Below are 15,740 nucleotides of genomic sequence, written 5' to 3'. Positions count from 1 at the left end.
CAGCACGACCCACCCCCACAGTCAGCCAACCCACCCAAATCAACAGGCACTTACTGTCCCACAACCACCCCAACCGACTTCGCCAGCAGAGTCGCGGGTTCGACTTCCTGTGTCGGCCTCGGGGTGGGACCGGGTGGTCCTTGTGGCCCAGGGAGGTCGGTTGGTTCGTGTTGGGGTGTCGGCGTGCATGAAAGTCGGCTGGGTCGACGTTCTGTGTGCCCTGCGCCCGTGCCGAGCGGCAGTAGACGCGAGCATGGGTTGCCTGGCGCTGTGCGTGGGGGAGTGGGCGGGTCCGACTGTCTGCGTTGTTGGCTCGGGTTGGGGCGAGGCTGCCGTTCGCGCGGGTGGCTGGTGGGTTCGTGTTCGGGTGTGGGCGTGCGTGGGAAGTCGGCCGGGTTGACGTTCCGTGTGGCCGTATCGGGGGGCCGGTGCGTATTCGGTGGCTGTGTGTGGGAAGTCGACGGGTTCGACTTCTTGTGGTGGTTGGGGTGGGGGCCAAGCGGCCTTTTCTACTCCAGGTGGCCGGTTGGCCTGCGTAAGAAGTCGGGTGGGGCGGTTTCTTGGGCGCGTGCCCGGTCAGCGGGGCGTGGGGGCGGTGCGGCGTTCGGCGTGGCGGGCGGTGAGGGCGAGGACTGCGCCGAGGAGGCAGAGGGTGGCGGCGAGCAGGACCGCGCGGTCGGTTCCGGTGGCGAGGGCGTGGGCGGCGGCCTCGGGGCCGGGGGTGCGAGGGTGGGCGGAGGAGGCGACAGCGACCGTCGCGGCGACGCCGAGGGCGGAACCGAGGTAGCGGGAGGTGTTGTTGGCGCCCGAGCCCATGGCCGCGCGGTGGGCGGGGACGCTGCTGACCGCCAGCCGGGCGAGGGCCGCGTTGAGGACGCCGCTGCCGAGGCCGGCCACGGCCAGGCCGGGGGCCAGCCGCAGCCACGAGGAGTCGGGGCCGAGGCCGTACAGTCCGGCCTCGCCGACGCCGCAGACGAACAGGCCGAGGGCGACCTGGGTGGTGGCCGACAGATGGGCGGCCAGTCGGCGGGCCTGGAGGGCGGCGACCACGGACAGGCCGGACCACAGTGCGAGTACGCCGCCCGCTGCCAGGCCCGAGAGGCCGAGCACGCCCTGGAGCAGGGTGGGCAGGTAGCTCATGAAGCCGACCAGTGAGAGCCCGGTGAACAGGGCGCCGCCGGTCGCGGCGAGGAAGCCGGGGCTGCGGAACAGGGTCGGGTCGAGCATCGGCTCGCGGCCCTTCGTCTCGACCACCGCGAAGGCGGCGAGCAGCAGCACCCCGCCGACCAGAAGCGTCACCACCCAGGCTCGCCCCCAGCCGTCACGGCCCTCGGCGAGTCCGGTGATGAGCAGGGTGGTTCCGGCGGCGAGGGTGAGCACGCCGTACGGGTCCAGCGCGCGGGGCCGTTCGGCCCGGGACTCGGTGAGGAGGACGGCGGCGCAGACGGCGACGGCGGCCGAGACGACGGCGAGTCCGCCGCCGACCGCCCGCCAGCCCGCCCACTGCTGGACTAGCGCGCCGTAGACCGGTCCGACCGCGATGCCGAGGCCGACGGCCGCGCCCCAGACGCCGAGCGCCCGGATCCGCTGCGGCCCGGCCGGGTGGGCGTGGCTGATCAGGCCGAGTGCGGGCGCGAGGACGGCGGCGGAGGCGGCGCCGAGCAGGATCCGGGCGGCCAGGTAGACGCTGCCGTCGGGGGCGAGTGCGGCCAGGGCCTCGGCGGCGGCGAACAGCAGCACGCCGGAGGTGAAGACCCGTTTGCGGCCGTGGTCGTCGGCGGCGCTGCCGGCCGTGAGCAGGAGGGCCGAGATGCCGACGAGGGTGCCGGTGAGGATCCAGGTGCGGCCGGTGGCGCCGAGGTGAGCGGCCTGGGCGGTGGCGGCGAGCGAGGCGGTGGGGGCGGTGTACGCGACGGTGCCCAGGGCGGTGGCGGCCGCCGTGACGGCCAGGGTGGCACCAGGCCGAACAGGCCGAACAGGCCGGGCGGGTCGAACAGGCCGGGCGGGCCGGAGCGGCCGTACGGACCGGCGGGCCCGGACGAGCAGGCCGGGCAGTGCGGACGCGGCAGGTGGTGCGGGGGACATGGGTGTTCCCTCCGGAGGGCGGGCCGATGGGTCTGGTGAATGAACCTTCATCTCGAGTGGGACGCTACCACCGAAAGTCTGTTCATTGAACCCATGTCGCCCGTGGACTACGCTGGCCCGCATGGCGCTGGGAACGGACTACGAACTGCAGGACTGCGCACTGGCCCGCGCCCTGGAGGTGGTCGGCGAACGCTGGAGCCTGCTGATCGTCCGCGACGCGTTCTACGGCGTGCAGCGCTTCAACGACTTCCTCGTCCACCTGGGCATCCCGCGAGCCGTCCTGACCGCGCGCCTCAACGCCCTGGTCGCGGCGGGGGTGCTGCGCAAGGAGCCGTACCAGCAGGCGCCGCTCCGCCACGGCTATCTGCTCACCGACACCGGCCTCGAACTCTGGGGCCCGCTCTACCAGTTGAGCCGCTGGGGCGGTCGGCACGCGACCCCGGGCGGCCCGCACCACCTGTTCGCGCACCGCGCCTGCGGCACCGACCTCGACCTCATCGGAGCCTGCCCCAGCTGCGGCGGCGGGCCCGTCCCCCCGGCCGAGGTCACCATGCGCCCCAACCCGGCCCACGCCGGCGGCCACCGCGAGGACCCGGTCTCCCGCGCCCTGGTCCGCCCGCACCCGTTGCTCGAACCGATCGCCTCGGCCGCTGCCTCCGCCGCGTAGCGGAGCGCCGTCGGGCGGCGTGCTCAAGGCCGACGGGGCCGCCGGCAGCGCGCCGACGGCCCCGCGGGTGCAGCTGGTCAGGAGTGGAAGTGGACCTCCGGGTCGGCGGCGGTCGGCCCGTCGAGCAGCGGCTGGTCGATGCCCTTCAACTGGAGGTCGAAGAACGCCCCGACGTACCGGCGGGTGAGCTCGACGGCACGCTGCCCCGTGATGGTGGTCTCCGGGGGCTGGGGCGCGCCGAGCGCCTTGAGGAAGAGCGGGTAGTCGGTGAAGCTGCCGTGGTCGGTGCCGTCGACGGTCAGCCACCGCTTCCAGCCGTCGAGCCGGGGCCAGCTGTCGGTCCAGCTGGGGTCCTCGGCGCCGGGCAGCGGGTGGCCGATCATCAGGTACGGCTTGCCGCCGATCCCGGACTCGGGCACCTCGTAGTCCATGCTGCCGTCCAGGTCCACCCCCGCCCGGATCCGGTCGTCCGTCACCAGCGCCGGGACGCTGGCCGCGCCGCCGACGGAGTGCCCGGCCATGCCGATCCGATCGCGGTCGATCATGCGGGCGTAGCGCCAGGCCGGGTGGGGGCGGTCGGTCAGCTGGTCGATGACGAAGGAGGCGTCCTTCGCCCGGCTCTCGTCCAGGCCCTTCCAGGCCTCGCGGGTGGTGAGCTTGCCGCACTCCACGCAGGGCAGCGTCTGCCCGTCCGGGAAGGTGGTCCCGGTGTTCTCGTACGTATGGTCGACCAGTGCCACCACGTAGCCGCGGCTGCCCAGGTCCTCGGCGAGGCTGCTGAGCGAGGCGCGCGGCATGGTGAAGCCGGGGGAGAGGACCACCAGCGGGTAGTGGCCGCCCTGGGGGCGGGCGTCCGTCCTGGACCAGGTCCGGGTGCCGGTCACGGCCTCGGTCGGGATGCTGTTGCCCGGGAGCTTGCTGTCCAGCAGCAGCCGGGCGGCCGCGGCGGTCATGTACGGGGCCGGGCTGCCCGTCCCGGCGTGGGCGGGGTAGTACATCGTGACCATCAGCTGGCGCGGCCCGGCGGAGGGCACCCATGGGTCCGGGCGGTTCTCGTCGACCAGGTGCAGGACCTCCTGCCCGACCGTGAACGGCCCGGTCGGGCGCGGGAGTTCGAGGTGCACCGCGCTCGGCGTGCCGGTCGCGGCGGAGCTGCCGGCCGCACCGGCAGCGGCGGCGACCGGTGCGGCGGGTGCGGCGGGTGCGGCCAGGGCCGGTGCCGCCGCTGCGACGGACAGGGGCACGGCGAGCAGCAGGGCTGCGAACGCGGCGGTGGTGCGAACTCGGCTCGTGTGTCGGCTCATACGGGCGACGGTAGGTCGCCGGCGGGTGGCCTGACGTCCACTCAGAGAGGTACTGATCCCTTGCGGGGCGGGCCCCCTGCGGCCCTTAGGGGGTGATCGGTCGGCGTCAGTCGACCGCCTCCAGGATCGTGGCGTTGGCCAGGCCGCCCGCCTCGCACATGGTCTGCAGGGCGAACCGCCCTCCACTGCGGCGCAGTTCGTGCACCAGAGTCGTCATCAGTCGGGTGCCACTCGCGCCCAGCGGGTGGCCGAGGGCGATGGCGCCGCCGTTGACGTTCAGCCGGGCCGGGTCGGCGCCGGTCTCCTGCAGCCAGGCCAGGACGACGCTGGCGAAGGCCTCGTTGACCTCGAACAGGTCGATGTCGGCGAGCGAGAGCCCGGCGCGGTGCAGCACCTTCTCGGTGGCGGGCAGGACGCCGGTGAGCATCAGCAGTGGGTCCGACCCGGTGACGGCGAAGGAGTGCAGCCGGGCCAGCGGGCGCAGCCCCAGTCGGGCGGCGGTCTCGCTGCTGGTGATCAGGACGGCTGAGGCGCCGTCGTTGATCGGACTGCTGTTGCCTGCCGTGACCGACCAGTCGATCTGCGGGAAGCGCTCGGCGTAGGCCGGGTCGGCGAAGGCCGGACGGAGCCCCGCCAGGACCTCGGGCGTGGTGCCCGGGCGCACCGACTCGTCCGTCGTGACCAGGCCCTCGGGCGTCGGTACGGGGACCAGCTCGTCCGCGAACCGGCCCTCCGCGTGCGCCCTGGCGGCCTTGGCGTGCGACCCGGCCGCGAACTCGTCCATGGCCTCCCGGGTGAGCGACCACTTGGCGGCGATCAGCTCGGCGCCGACCCCCTGCGGAACCAGCCCGCCCGGGTAGCGGGCCGCGACGGCGGCGCCGAACGGATCTGCCCCCGGCGGCACGTTCGACCACATCGGCACCCGGCTCATCGACTCGATCCCGCAGGCCACCACCAGGTCGTACGCCCCGGAGATCACCCCCTGCGCCGCGAAGTGCACCGCCTGCTGGGAGGAGCCGCACTGCCGGTCCACGGTGGTCGCCGGAACGGACTCCGGGAACCCGGCCGCCAGCCAGGCGTAGCGGGTGGTGTTCATCGCCTGTTCCGCGACCTGGTCGACGCAGCCGCCGATCACGTCGTCGACCAGGGCCGGGTCGATGCCGCTGCGCCCGATCAGAGCCTGGAGGGTGTGGGCGAGCAGTTCGACCGGGTGGACGCCCGAGAGCGAGCCTCCCGGCTTGCCCTTCCCGACCGGGGTGCGGACGGCTTCGACGATCACGGCATCGCGCATGGCGGGCCGCCTCTCCTCTGCGGTGGATTGGAAAAGCAAACTCACTATAGGTCGGTGAGTTTGGGAATCCAACCCTCTAGGCGTTCGCCAAGGCGCCCGAGCCCCGGACGTCCTCCAGGAACTCCGCCGCCGCACGGGCGTTGGGCACCGGGAGGGTGAGCGGCAGCCCCGCCGACCGCGTCCGGAGCTCCAGCTCGCCGAGACCGGTCGCCCGGGCCGAGTGCACCTCCGCCCACCGGTACGCCGCCGCCGCGACCAGGGGGTGCGGCGGCCGGTGCACCAGCCCGCCGGCCGTCACCGTCAGCCGCCCCCGGGCTAACCGGACGCTCCCCTCGCTGCGCAGCGCCTCGTGCAGCGCGGCCCGGAGGCACGGGGACAGGCGCTCGTCCACCTCCCGCGCCAACCCCTCCAACCCGTGCAGTCGGGCCAGCACAACGGGCTCGTCCGCACCGGCGGGCCATATTCGGATCCGCTCGGGCTCCCGGCGCCGCCCGCCGGGGGAGTACTCGACGGCTTCGATGCCCGCCCACGGCAGCAGCCGCTCGTCGGCGCCCGCCCCGACCAGTGCCAGACCGCCCTCATGGACCCGTACGGTGCGCAGCCCGGGCGCGGGCCGTAGGGCGCCGTACCCGTTCGCGCCCACCACCGCCGCGGCCGCCACCACCGGGGCGGGCCACCACTGACCGAACGCCAGGCAGACCACCAGCGCCAGGACCACCGCTACGGTGTCCAGCCACGTCCGCGCCCGCCACGGGACCGGCCGGAACGCCCGGTGCACCTGCACCACCGGCCCGAGCGGACCGGCCGACCCGCGACGGGCCTGGCCGTTCTCCACGAACGACCACGCCCACCCGGGCGACCACAGCATCGCCACTTCGCCCTCCTTGCCTCGACCGTCTCCCCAACCGGAACTGCGACTGCCGGATGGCGGACCATCAGGATCGATCGCCCACCACCCTCCGGAACAGTGCCAATCGACACCCTTTGGACCGAAACAGCCGGAGTGTGTCCGGCACCAGGGGGTGCCGTTCGGCAGGGGCGACCGACCGACACGACCGAAACGACAGTCGGCGGGCGAGCCGAGGTGCGGGGGGAGGACCCGCCGGTCAGCGCCCGGCCGCGCCGAGCCCCACCTGCAGGCGCCGCAGCAGCGCCGTGCCCGCCTCGTCCACCGACCGCCGGGAGTTGGCCAGCACCACCACCCCCACCTGCTGCTCCGGGTCGAACGCGAGGAAGGAGGCCGACCCGCCCGTCCCCCCGTTGTGCCACAACTGCAGGTGCCTGCCCTGCTGGGCGTGCAAGCGGTGGCCGAGCCAGCCGAGGTGCGTCCAGGCGAACGGGTTGACCCGGTGCCTGGTCTCCCGGGTGAGCAGCATCGCCGGCGCCAGCGGTGCGTCCGGCTCGCCCTCGGCCGCCAACTGCGCCCGCAGGAAGGCCGCGAGGTCGGCCGCCGTCGAGCGGAGCCCGCCCATGCCGGGGAGCGCCGCGAACTCCCAGGACGGCACCGGGCGCCCGCTCGGCGCATGGCCGGACGCCAGCCGGGCGGACTGGTCGGCGTCCGGCCGCAGGCAGGTGTCCGTCAGCCCCAGCGGTGCGCAGACCTCGCGGTCCACCAACTCCCCGTACGCGCTGCCGGACCGGTGGGCGAGGGCCAGCCCGAGCAGCCCGACGCCGAGGTTGGAGTACCGGAAGTTGCGCCCGGGGGCGGAGTGCAGCCGCGTCCGCCCGAGCCCGGAGAGTATTCGCTCGGCGGTGCAACGGGCGTACGGGTCCGGCTGGTTGGGCCGCAGCAGCGCGCGCAGCAGCATGCCCCGGGGCAGCCGGGGGAGCCCCGACGTGTGGGTGGCGAGGTGCCGGAGCGTGATCGCCGCCCCGCCCCGGGCCGGGACGGCCGCCGAACGGGGCAGCACCTCCGTGAGCGGCTCGTCGAGACGTACGGTGCCGTCGAGCGCCAGCCGCGCGAGCGCGAGCGAGGTGAACACCTTGGTGACGGAGCCGATGTCGAACAACGTCCGGGCGCCGGGCACTTCGCCCCCCGGACCCGTCCGCCCGGCACCGTGGATCTCCACGGCGCCACCGGCCACCCCGGCGACCACCACGCCGACGCACCGGCCCGCGAGCCGGTCGGAGGTCTGCTGCACGAGCCGCGCGAGTTCGTTCATGCCCCGACCCTAGGGCCCGCGACCTGCGAAGTCGTCCGCCCGGAAAATGATTTCACCCCCGCCTGGATGCTCCCCCGGGCGTACGCCCAACCCCGCCCGGCCCCTACCCCTCGTCGAGCACCGCCCGCAGCCGCGCCGCCACCTCCGCCGCCCCCGCCTCGTCCGGGTACTTCCCCCGCGGCCAGAAGAACCCGCGCAGCCCGTCCTTGGGATTGCGCGGGACCACGTGGACGTGCAGGTGCGGCACCGACTGGCTGATCCGGTTGTTCACCGCCACGAAGCTGCCCGCCGCGCCCAGCCCCCGCTCCACCGCCGCCGCCACCCGCTGTACCCGCAGGAAGAACGGCCCGACCTCCTCGGTCGGCAGGTCCGCCAGGGTCCGGTGGTGGGGGCGTGGCACGACCAGCACGTGGCCGGGGAACAGTGGCCGGCGGTCCAGGAAGGCCACCGCCGCCGCATCGTCCAGCACCCGGTGCGCCGGTTCCTCGCCCGCCACCACCGCACAGAACACGCAGTCCATCCGTCCATTCAAGCCACCGGCGGCCTCCCCGGCACCCCCGCAAACCCCGATCCGCCCGGCGTCACCCATCCGGCGGCCGACCGCGTGCGCGGGCCTCCGCGCCGGGCGCACGGTGACTGAGAGGGGGAGGGGGACGGATCGACGCGGCGCACCCGTGCCGCACGAGGAGGTGGCCCGGATGTCGGGCAAGTTCGAGGTCTACCAGGACGCCGGCGGCAAGTACCGGTTCCGGCTCAAGGCGGGCAACGGCGAGATCGTCGCGACCGGCCAGGGCTACGTCAGCAAGGACGCCGCCCACAAGGGCGTCGAGGCCGTCCAACGGGCCGCCGACGGCGCGGCGGTGATCGACGTCCCGAAGGCCGCCTGACCCGGGCCGGGGCGAGCGAGGCCCCGTGGCCGGCCCACCCGGACCGGCGGCGGGGCCCACCGGCGCCGATCAACCGGCGTACCGGGCGCCCGCCGACGGCACACCGGCACACCGGCACACCGGCACACCGGCACACGGGCGCACCGCCAACGGCGCACCGGCGCCGCGTCTACTCGTAGCGGTACAGCAGCGCTTCCCGCTCCGTCTGCTCGATCATGTCGATGGTCAGCGAGTCGTCCCGCAAGTGCGACAGCGTGACCTCCGCCGACGTCGGCTGGGCGTCCGTCGCCAGCCAGTTCTCCGGCTTCCAGGCCGAGCCGCGCATGAGCGCCTTCGGGCAGTGGGCGTACACCTCCTCCACGGCCACCACGATCGCGCTGCGCGGGGGCTTGCCGACGGCCGTCAGCTGCCGCAGCAGCTCCGGGTCGGTGGAGACACAGGCCCGCCCGTTGACCCGCAGCGTGGTGTCCCGCCCCGGGACGACGAAGAGCAGCCCGACCCGGCCGTTCTCCAGGATGTTGTGCAGGGTGTCCAGGCGCTTGTTGCCGGTGGCGTCCGGAATGGCCAGGGTGTACTCGTCGAGCACCGAGACGACCCCGGCTGGGCCGCCGCGCGGGGAGACGTCGCAGCGGCCGGCCGCGTCGGAGCTGGCCACGAAGACCAGCGAGGCGCAGGCGATGAGGCGCTGGGCGACCTCGTGGAGGTGGTCCACCTGCTTGCGGCGCGCGTGGTCGCCGGGCTGCTCGTAGACCTCACGCAACTGGGCCGGCTCGGTGAGGGCGCGCGCGCTGAGGGCGGCGAACAGGCTGTTCGGCGCGCCCGGGGCGGGGGTTGACGGAGCGGGAGCTTCCGGTGTGAGGGTCATACCGGGAATCTAGCGGAGGGCCCTGCTCGTGTCCCTTCCCCTCGGCTTCCTCAACTCTCCGTGAAAGAGTCGCCCCACCCCTCCCCACCAGCGGTTTTCCGCTGATAATGGGGCCAGGGACTCCAGCCAGCCGGAGGTGGTGGCCGTGATCGTCAGAATTTGGGCCGGGCAGGTCACGGCCGATCGCATCGAGGAGTTCTGCGCGCATCTGGTCAGCCAGGTGATCCCGCAGTTGGGGCGGACGGACGGGTGCCTCGGCGGTGAACTGTTGCGCTCGGTGACCGAGGATGGACACCGGGTGCTCGTGGTCAGCCGCTGGCGTGACGAAGAGGCCCTGCGGGGGTACGCCGGGCCGATGTGGCGGATCCGGCCGGTCTGGTCGGAGGGCGAGTTGCACTACCTCGCGCACCCCCCGGAGGTCACCCACTTCACGCCGATCGCCGCACCCGCCACGCTCTGAGTCCGCTCTGAGCCCGGCCGAGGCCCAATGCACCGGGGACGGCGGCACCGGGGACGGCGGCACCGGGAACGGTCGCGCCCGACCGTCACACCGAGAACGGCACCGAGTGGATCTCGGCCGCCGGGTGCCCGGTCCGTTCGTGGACCCGCTGCACCGCTTCCCTGGACGGCGCCTCGGACAGGCAGTACACCGTGCCGGTCTCGGGGTCCGCCCAGGCCTGCTCGAAGTGCACGCCCTCCCCGCCCTCGACCGCCAAGTCGGCCGCGTGAGCGGCCCTGAGCTGCTCCGGCGTGATCCCGACCATCCCGTGGTGGACGTCCATGAACTTCATCGCGCTCGCCTCCGTACCTTGCGAAACCTTGCGAATCCCGCGAACCCCGCCGGCCGTCCGGCCCCACCACCAGGGTCACCCTGCGCGCACGGCGGCGCCACCGGCGCCACCGGCGCCGTCCCGGACGCACCGGTGCCGTACCGGACCCACCGCGCATTCCCCGCACGGCCGTGAAACAGGCCACAGCGGAACCCTCTCCCTCGGCTCGCACCCCGCGTGGCACAATGACGTCATCAGCAGTGACGTTCAGCGCACTCCGGGGTCGGTGAAAATCCGAACCGGCGGTTACAGTCCGCGACCCGTCCGCAGCCAGCGGCCGGTTGACCAGGTGAAATTCCTGGACCGACGGTTAAAGTCCGGATGGGAGGCGTGCGCGGGCGGACGAAGAGCAGTACCCGTGGTCCATCACGAACCGGACCGGACCACGGTCAGGTGAACGGCGGGAGAGGTGTCTCCCGGGTCGGGCGAGCGATCTCCCGGCGGTTGCGGCACCCCGGCGACGGGTCGTGTCGGCAGCCCTGTGCACCGGTGCCCGTCCGTGTCATCTCCCTCTGCCGCCCCGGAGTCCGCGCCCCAAGCGCGAGGAGACCCGGGTGTTCACCGGCATCATCGAAGAGCTCGGCGAGGTCGTGTCGATCGAGGAGATCGGCGACTCCTCGCGAATCCGCCTGCGCGGCCCGGTGGTTCGTGTCGGCGCGCGTCACGGCGACTCCATCGCGGTCAACGGCGTCTGTCTGACCGTGGTCGACAGTGCCGAGGAACTGGCCGCCGAGACGGGTGAGTTCAGCGCCGACGTGATGGCCGAGACGCTGCACCGTTCCAGCCTGGGCGAGTTGAAGCCCGGCTCCCCGGTCAACCTGGAGCGCGCGATGGCGCTCGGCGCCAGGCTCGGCGGGCACCTGGTCCAAGGTCATGTCGACGCCACCGGACGGCTGTTGAGCCGCGAGCCCGGCGAGCGCGACGCGGCCGGCAACCTGCGCTGGGAGGTGCTGCGGTTCTCGCTGCCGGAGTCCATCTCCCGGTACCTGGTGGAGAAGGGCTCGATCACGGTCGACGGCGTCAGCCTCACCGTGGTGGAGGCGGCCCGCGACAGCTTCACCGTCAGCCTCATCCCGGCCACCCTCGCGCTGACCACGCTCGGCGCCAAGGCCCTCGGCGAGAGCGTCAACCTCGAGGTGGACGTACTCGCCAAGTACGTGGAGCGGCTGCTCGAATCGCGCACCCTCCCGAACCTGCCGCACACCGCACAGGCGACGCACGCCGCAGACACCGCACAGGCCACGCACACCGCAGACACCGCACACATCACGCACAGCACGGGGGACAAGGAATGAGCTGGCTCAGCGGAGAGGCGTTCACCGTCCTCGGTGAACACGTGAAGTGGGCCGACATGATCGGCAACCTGTTCGGCTTCGGCGGCCTGGCGCTCGGCTGGCGCCGCTCGGTCTGGAGCTGGCCGGTCCAACTCCTGTCCGGCGTCGTGCTGATCGCGGCCTACTTCGGGGGCCACGTCCCCGGCCTGATCGGCAAGCAGCTGATCGTCATCGTCACCGCCGCCTGGGGTTGGGCGCAGTGGCGGCGCGGGCGCCGTGACGCCGGCACCATCTCGGTGCGGTTCGCCAGTTGGCCCGAGCGGGCCGCCCTGGTGGCCGGCACCGCGGCCGGCACGGTCGCCCTGGCGCTGCTGTTCACCGCCTACCCCGAGCTGTCCTGGAGTCCCTGGTCGGACGCCTACATCTTCGTCGGCACGCTCGCCGCGATGGTGGCCCAGGCGCGCGGCTGGCTGGAGTTCTGGTTCGCCTGGATCGCGGTGGACGCGGTCGGCGTCCCGTTCGCCTTCAACAGCGGCTACACCTTCTCGGGCCTCACCTACTCCGTCTACTTCGTCCTGGTGCTGCTCGGCCTGCGCTCCTGGTGGCTGAGCACCCGTGAGCCGCGAGCCACGTCCGCCAACGTCCCGCAGGGAGTCACGGCATGACCGAGAACCAGACCCAGCACGGCGCCCGGCCCGGCAGCGAGTCCGGCACCCGCCCCGGCGGCGAGCCCGGCACCGAGCCCGGCAGCGACGGCGACGAGTTCGTCCTCGACCCGGTCGAGCGGGCGATCGCCGACATCGCGGTCGGCCGCGCGGTGATCGTGGTCGACGACGAGGACCGCGAGAACGAGGGCGACATCGTCTTCGCCGCCTCCGCCGCGACCCCCGAGCTGATGGCCTTCACCATCCGCTACAGCTCCGGCGTGATCTGCGCCCCGATGACCGGTGAGGAGCTGGACCGCCTCAAGCTCCCGCCGATGACCCAGGTCAACGAGGACCGCAAGGGCACCGCCTACACCGTCTCGGTGGACGCCCGCGAGGGCGTGGACACCGGCATCTCCGCCGCCGACCGCGCCCGGACGGTACGGCTGCTCTCCTCGCCCGGCACCGAGCCCGGGGACCTCACCCGGCCCGGGCACGTCTTCCCGCTGCGCGCCGTCGAGGGCGGGGTGCTGGTCCGCCCCGGGCACACCGAGGCCGCCGTCGACCTGGCCCGGCTGGCCGGGCTGGCACCGGCCGGGGCGATCGCCGAGGTGGTCAACGACGACGGCACCATGGCCCGGCTGCCCGAGCTGGTCGCCTTCGCCCGTGAGCACGGCCTGGCGATCATCTCCATCGAGGACCTGATCGCCTACCGCCGCCGCACCGAGCTGCACGTCGACCGGGCCGCCACCACCGCCCTGCCCACCGTGCACGGCGAGTTCACCGCGGTCGGCTACCGGGGCACCATCGACGGCGTCGAGCACATCGCGCTCGTGGCCGGCGGCCTCGGCGCGGACGGCCGGCTGCCGGACGGCGAGGACGTGCTGGTGCGGGTGCACTCCGAGTGCCTGACCGGCGACGTCCTCGGCTCGCTGCGCTGCGACTGCGGTCCGCAGCTGGAGGCCTCGCTCCGGCGGGTCGCCGAGTCCGGCCGCGGCGTGGTGCTCTACCTGCGCGGCCACGAGGGCCGGGGGATCGGCCTGGCCCACAAGCTGCGTGCGTACGAGCTGCAGGAGCAGGGGCGCGACACCGTCGACGCCAACCTGGACCTGGGCCTGCCCGCGGACGCCCGCGACTACAGCATCGCGGCGCAGATGTTGGTGGACCTCGGGGTCCGCTCGCTCACCCTGCTGACCAACAACCCGCGGAAGCAGACCGCGCTCACCGACCACGGGCTCAAGGTCAAGGGGCGCGAGTCGGTCGAGATCGCGCCCAGCGAGCACAACCTGCGCTACCTGCGCACCAAGCGCGACCGGATGGGCCACGACCTGCCCGGCCTCGGCTCCTGAGACCACCCGAACCTCCCACCAAGAACAGGAAGTAGCGACATGAGCGGCCACGGAGCCCCCGAGCTGACCATCGACGGCGCCGCCGACCTCAAGGTCGCCGTCATCGCCGCCCAGTGGCACGACAAGGTGATGAACGGCCTCCTGGACGGCGCCCACCGGGCGCTCAAGGAGCTCGGCGTCGCCGAGCCGACCGTGCTGCGCGTCCCGGGCACCTTCGAGCTGCCGGTCGCCGCCAAGCGCCTCGCCGACCGCGGCTACGACGCCGTGATCGCCCTCGGCGTGGTGATCCGCGGCGGCACCCCGCACTTCGACTACGTCTGCCAGGCGGCCACCGCCGGCCTGACCCAGGTCAGCGTGGACACCGGCGTCCCGATCGGCTTCGGCGTGCTGACCTGCGACAACGAGGAGCAGGCGCTTGACCGGGCCGGTCTGCCGGGCTCGGCCGAGGACAAGGGCCACGAGGCCGTCACCGCCGCCGTCGCCACCGCCGCCGTCCTGCGCGACGCCCGCTGACGTCAGGCCGTACGGTCCTGGACCGTGGACGTCCACCGGACTGTCCACGGTCCGGGACCGTTTACCGTCCGCCTCCCCGCACGCCGTATGGTGAGTCCCATCATGGCTTCGAAGACATTCGAGGAGCTCTTCGCCGAGCTCCAGCAGAAGGCCGCCACTGGCGACCCCTCGTCCTCCCGTACCGCCCAGCTCGTCCAGCAGGGCGTCCATGCGATCGGCAAGAAGGTCGTCGAGGAGGCCGCCGAGGTCTGGATGGCCGCCGAGTTCCAGTCGGACGAGCAGACGGCCGAGGAGATCTCGCAGCTCCTCTACCACGTTCAGGTGATGATGATCGCCCGTGGGCTGACGCTCGACGACGTCTACAAGTACCTCTGAACCGCTCCCGACAGCACCCCCTCCCCGAACAGGTAAGGAACCGACTTCCCATGCTGCGCATCGCCGTCCCCAACAAGGGTTCTCTCTCGGGTCCCGCGGCGGAGATGCTCCATGAGGCCGGATACCGCCAGCGGAAGGACCCGAAGGAGCTCGTCCTCGTCGACCCGAACAACGAGGTCGAGTTCTTCTTCCTCCGCCCGCGCGACATCGCCGTCTACGTCGGCTCCGGCCGCCTGGACGTCGGCATCACCGGCCGCGACCTGCTGCTGGACTCGCACTCCAACGCGGAGGAGGTGCTCGCCCTCGGCTTCGCCGGGTCGACCTTCCGCTTCGCCCGCCCCGAGGGCCTGGACGTCAAGGACGTGCAGGGCCTGGAGGGCCTGCGGATCGCGACCTCCTACACCGGCCTGGTCGAGCAGCACCTGGCCGACCACGGCGTGACGGCGACGGTCACCAAGCTGGACGGCGCGGTCGAGACCGCGGTGCAGCTGGGCGTCGCCGACGTGATCGCCGACGTGGTGGAGACCGGGACCAGCCTGCGCAACGCCGGCCTGGAGGTCTTCGGCGAGCCGATCCTGGTGTCGGACTCCGTGGTGATCCGCCCCAAGGGCGCGGGCGAGGACGCCCGGGTCGAGCAGTTCCTGCGTCGTCTCCAGGGCGTGCTGGTGGCCCGCCGCTACGTGCTGATGGACTATGACATCCGGGCCGAGAAGGTCGGCGCCGCCGTGGCGCTCACCCCCGGCCTGGAGTCGCCGACCGTCTCCCCGCTGCACACCGAGGGCTGGGTGGCCGTCCGCTCGATGGTGCTCCGCAAGGAGGCCCAGCAGATCATGGACGACCTGTGGGGCATCGGCGCCCGGGCGATCCTGGTGACCAACATCCACGCCTGCCGTCTCTGACCTGCTTGCACTGCAGAGAGTAAAGAACGGTTCAATAGGGGCGGGGACGCTGACCGGCGTCCCCGCCCCTGTGCTGTCGCCCGTCATGATCCAGAGCCACCGGAGACCCCACGTGTCCACCCCGCCCGTCGAGTTCCCCGTCACCTGGGCGCCCCGGCGCACCCGCGCGGTGCTGCTGCCGGTCTGCGCCGTGCTCGTGGCGCTGTTCGTGGTGCTGGCGGTGCTGCTCCCGGCGAACTGGCAGCTCAACGACCGGATCATGATGGTCGCCAGCGGCGTGCTGTTCGCCGCCGTCGGCCTGATGCTGGCCCGCCCCCGGGTGAGCGCCGACGCCGAGGGCGTGACGGTGGTCAACTTCGTCCGCAGCCGCCGGCTGTCCTGGCCGGAGATCGTCCGGGTCAACTTCCGCCAGGGCGACCCGTGGGCCACCCTCGACCTCGCCGACGGCACCTCGCTGGCCGCGGTCGGCATCCAGTCCGGCGTCGGCAAGGACCAGGCGATCGCGGACGCCCGCGCGCTGCGCGACCTGGTCGAGCACCACGCCCAGGTCTGACCCCGGTCCTCAGACCCGGACCCCGGACCCGGACCCCCAACC

18 protein-coding genes and 1 riboswitch are annotated in these 15,740 nt (G+C 73.1%); of the genes, 10 read left to right on the top strand and 8 right to left on the bottom strand.

The genetic code is table 11. The features are described 5' to 3' along the window. Positions 1-576 precede the first annotated feature (576 nt). Positions 577-2,085 carry an MFS transporter gene (locus tag AB0F71_RS28635; RefSeq protein WP_360239904.1) on the bottom strand — a complete coding sequence of 503 codons (1,509 nt, stop codon included), beginning with the start codon at positions 2,083-2,085 and terminating at the stop codon, positions 577-579. Positions 2,086-2,206: 121 nt separating this feature from the next. Between AB0F71_RS28635 and AB0F71_RS28630 the strand changes: the two genes are divergently transcribed. Continuing rightward, on the top strand, positions 2,207-2,752 hold the full coding sequence (locus AB0F71_RS28630) for a helix-turn-helix domain-containing protein (RefSeq protein WP_360239901.1): 546 nt from the start codon (positions 2,207-2,209) through the stop codon (positions 2,750-2,752). A gap of 77 nt (positions 2,753-2,829) precedes the next feature. Here the strand turns inward: AB0F71_RS28630 and AB0F71_RS28625 are convergent, their stop codons facing one another. The 5 genes from AB0F71_RS28625 to AB0F71_RS28605 form a co-directional block, all read right to left on the bottom strand. Continuing rightward, positions 2,830-4,056, bottom strand: a complete 1,227-nt coding sequence (locus AB0F71_RS28625; protein ID WP_360239898.1) for an alpha/beta hydrolase — start codon at positions 4,054-4,056, stop codon at positions 2,830-2,832. Positions 4,057-4,162: 106 nt separating this feature from the next. After that, positions 4,163-5,347, bottom strand: coding sequence for a thiolase family protein (locus AB0F71_RS28620; protein WP_360239895.1), 1,185 nt, complete (start codon positions 5,345-5,347; stop codon positions 4,163-4,165). Positions 5,348-5,423: 76 nt separating this feature from the next. Continuing rightward, on the bottom strand, positions 5,424-6,221 hold the full coding sequence (locus AB0F71_RS28615) for a hypothetical protein (RefSeq protein ID WP_360239892.1): 798 nt from the start codon (positions 6,219-6,221) through the stop codon (positions 5,424-5,426). Positions 6,222-6,453: 232 nt separating this feature from the next. Next, positions 6,454-7,509: a serine hydrolase domain-containing protein gene (locus AB0F71_RS28610; protein ID WP_360239889.1), complete on the bottom strand. Its 1,056-nt coding sequence runs from the start codon at positions 7,507-7,509 to the stop codon at positions 6,454-6,456. 103 nt (positions 7,510-7,612) lie between these two features. Continuing rightward, a complete protein-coding gene (locus AB0F71_RS28605) occupies positions 7,613-8,029 on the bottom strand; it encodes an HIT family protein (RefSeq protein WP_360239886.1) in 417 nt (138 codons plus the stop codon). Between the two features lie 178 nt (positions 8,030-8,207). On the opposite strand from AB0F71_RS28605, the gene AB0F71_RS28600 reads away from it, so the two are divergent. After that, positions 8,208-8,396: a DUF1508 domain-containing protein gene (locus tag AB0F71_RS28600; RefSeq protein WP_360239883.1), complete on the top strand. Its 189-nt coding sequence runs from the start codon at positions 8,208-8,210 to the stop codon at positions 8,394-8,396. A gap of 169 nt (positions 8,397-8,565) precedes the next feature. Here the strand turns inward: AB0F71_RS28600 and AB0F71_RS28595 are convergent, their stop codons facing one another. Further along, on the bottom strand, positions 8,566-9,261 hold the full coding sequence (locus AB0F71_RS28595; protein WP_360239880.1) for an MSMEG_1061 family FMN-dependent PPOX-type flavoprotein: 696 nt from the start codon (positions 9,259-9,261) through the stop codon (positions 8,566-8,568). Positions 9,262-9,406: 145 nt separating this feature from the next. On the opposite strand from AB0F71_RS28595, the gene AB0F71_RS28590 reads away from it, so the two are divergent. Beyond that, positions 9,407-9,721 carry an antibiotic biosynthesis monooxygenase family protein gene (locus AB0F71_RS28590; protein WP_360239877.1) on the top strand — a complete coding sequence of 105 codons (315 nt, stop codon included), beginning with the start codon at positions 9,407-9,409 and terminating at the stop codon, positions 9,719-9,721. Positions 9,722-9,806: 85 nt separating this feature from the next. Here the strand turns inward: AB0F71_RS28590 and AB0F71_RS28585 are convergent, their stop codons facing one another. Continuing rightward, positions 9,807-10,052 carry an SCO4226 family nickel-binding protein gene (locus AB0F71_RS28585; protein ID WP_360239874.1) on the bottom strand — a complete coding sequence of 82 codons (246 nt, stop codon included), beginning with the start codon at positions 10,050-10,052 and terminating at the stop codon, positions 9,807-9,809. A 248-nt stretch (positions 10,053-10,300) separates the two neighbouring features. Next, positions 10,301-10,428, top strand: a riboswitch (FMN riboswitch). A gap of 217 nt (positions 10,429-10,645) precedes the next feature. Here AB0F71_RS28585 and AB0F71_RS28580 point away from each other — a divergent pair. The 7 genes from AB0F71_RS28580 to AB0F71_RS28550 all read left to right on the top strand — a co-directional run bounded on the left by AB0F71_RS28580 (position 10,646) and on the right by AB0F71_RS28550 (position 15,698). After that, the gene (locus AB0F71_RS28580) at positions 10,646-11,386 is read left to right on the top strand and encodes a riboflavin synthase (protein WP_360239871.1); all 741 of its coding nucleotides are present in this window, start codon (positions 10,646-10,648) and stop codon (positions 11,384-11,386) included. Then, complete coding sequence (locus tag AB0F71_RS28575; RefSeq protein ID WP_360239868.1) at positions 11,383-12,030, top strand: nicotinamide mononucleotide transporter family protein; 648 nt, start codon at positions 11,383-11,385, stop codon at positions 12,028-12,030. The genes AB0F71_RS28580 and AB0F71_RS28575 overlap by 4 nt, the downstream gene beginning before the upstream one ends. Further along, entirely contained in the window at positions 12,027-13,358 is a 1,332-nt protein-coding gene (locus tag AB0F71_RS28570) for a bifunctional 3,4-dihydroxy-2-butanone-4-phosphate synthase/GTP cyclohydrolase II (RefSeq protein ID WP_360239865.1), read from the top strand. Before AB0F71_RS28575 ends, AB0F71_RS28570 begins: the two co-directional genes overlap by 4 nt. 39 nt (positions 13,359-13,397) lie before the next feature. After that, complete coding sequence (ribH, locus tag AB0F71_RS28565) at positions 13,398-13,871, top strand: 6,7-dimethyl-8-ribityllumazine synthase (RefSeq protein ID WP_360239862.1); 474 nt, start codon at positions 13,398-13,400, stop codon at positions 13,869-13,871. 102 nt (positions 13,872-13,973) lie between these two features. Next, positions 13,974-14,246, top strand: a complete 273-nt coding sequence (locus tag AB0F71_RS28560) for a phosphoribosyl-ATP diphosphatase (protein ID WP_360239859.1) — start codon at positions 13,974-13,976, stop codon at positions 14,244-14,246. A gap of 50 nt (positions 14,247-14,296) precedes the next feature. Then, positions 14,297-15,145: an ATP phosphoribosyltransferase gene (gene hisG, locus AB0F71_RS28555; RefSeq protein ID WP_360239856.1), complete on the top strand. Its 849-nt coding sequence runs from the start codon at positions 14,297-14,299 to the stop codon at positions 15,143-15,145. Between the two features lie 112 nt (positions 15,146-15,257). Beyond that, positions 15,258-15,698, top strand: a complete 441-nt coding sequence (locus AB0F71_RS28550; protein WP_360239853.1) for a PH domain-containing protein — start codon at positions 15,258-15,260, stop codon at positions 15,696-15,698. Positions 15,699-15,740 lie beyond the last annotated feature (42 nt).

The sequence above is a fragment of the Kitasatospora sp. NPDC028055 genome, assembly GCF_040637885.1.
Lineage (GTDB): Bacteria > Actinomycetota > Actinomycetes > Streptomycetales > Streptomycetaceae > Kitasatospora.
This window is presented reverse-complemented; position numbering and strand designations above follow the sequence as displayed.

Bases quoted from the DNA above. Each gene is read 5' to 3' on its own strand.
- AB0F71_RS28635 (WP_360239904.1), bottom strand. From the start codon at position 2,085: ATGTCCCCCGCACCACCTGCCGCGTCCGCACTGCCCGGCCTGCTCGTC.
- AB0F71_RS28630 (WP_360239901.1), top strand. From the start codon at position 2,207: ATGGCGCTGGGAACGGACTACGAACTGCAGGACTGCGCACTGGCCCGC.
- AB0F71_RS28625 (WP_360239898.1), bottom strand. From the start codon at position 4,056: ATGAGCCGACACACGAGCCGAGTTCGCACCACCGCCGCGTTCGCAGCC.
- AB0F71_RS28620 (WP_360239895.1), bottom strand. From the start codon at position 5,347: ATGCGCGATGCCGTGATCGTCGAAGCCGTCCGCACCCCGGTCGGGAAG.
- AB0F71_RS28610 (WP_360239889.1), bottom strand. From the start codon at position 7,509: ATGAACGAACTCGCGCGGCTCGTGCAGCAGACCTCCGACCGGCTCGCG.
- AB0F71_RS28605 (WP_360239886.1), bottom strand. From the start codon at position 8,029: ATGGACTGCGTGTTCTGTGCGGTGGTGGCGGGCGAGGAACCGGCGCAC.
- AB0F71_RS28600 (WP_360239883.1), top strand. From the start codon at position 8,208: ATGTCGGGCAAGTTCGAGGTCTACCAGGACGCCGGCGGCAAGTACCGG.
- AB0F71_RS28595 (WP_360239880.1), bottom strand. From the start codon at position 9,261: ATGACCCTCACACCGGAAGCTCCCGCTCCGTCAACCCCCGCCCCGGGC.
- AB0F71_RS28585 (WP_360239874.1), bottom strand. From the start codon at position 10,052: ATGAAGTTCATGGACGTCCACCACGGGATGGTCGGGATCACGCCGGAG.
- AB0F71_RS28575 (WP_360239868.1), top strand. From the start codon at position 11,383: ATGAGCTGGCTCAGCGGAGAGGCGTTCACCGTCCTCGGTGAACACGTG.
- AB0F71_RS28570 (WP_360239865.1), top strand. From the start codon at position 12,027: ATGACCGAGAACCAGACCCAGCACGGCGCCCGGCCCGGCAGCGAGTCC.
- ribH (WP_360239862.1), top strand. From the start codon at position 13,398: ATGAGCGGCCACGGAGCCCCCGAGCTGACCATCGACGGCGCCGCCGAC.
- AB0F71_RS28560 (WP_360239859.1), top strand. From the start codon at position 13,974: ATGGCTTCGAAGACATTCGAGGAGCTCTTCGCCGAGCTCCAGCAGAAG.
- hisG (WP_360239856.1), top strand. From the start codon at position 14,297: ATGCTGCGCATCGCCGTCCCCAACAAGGGTTCTCTCTCGGGTCCCGCG.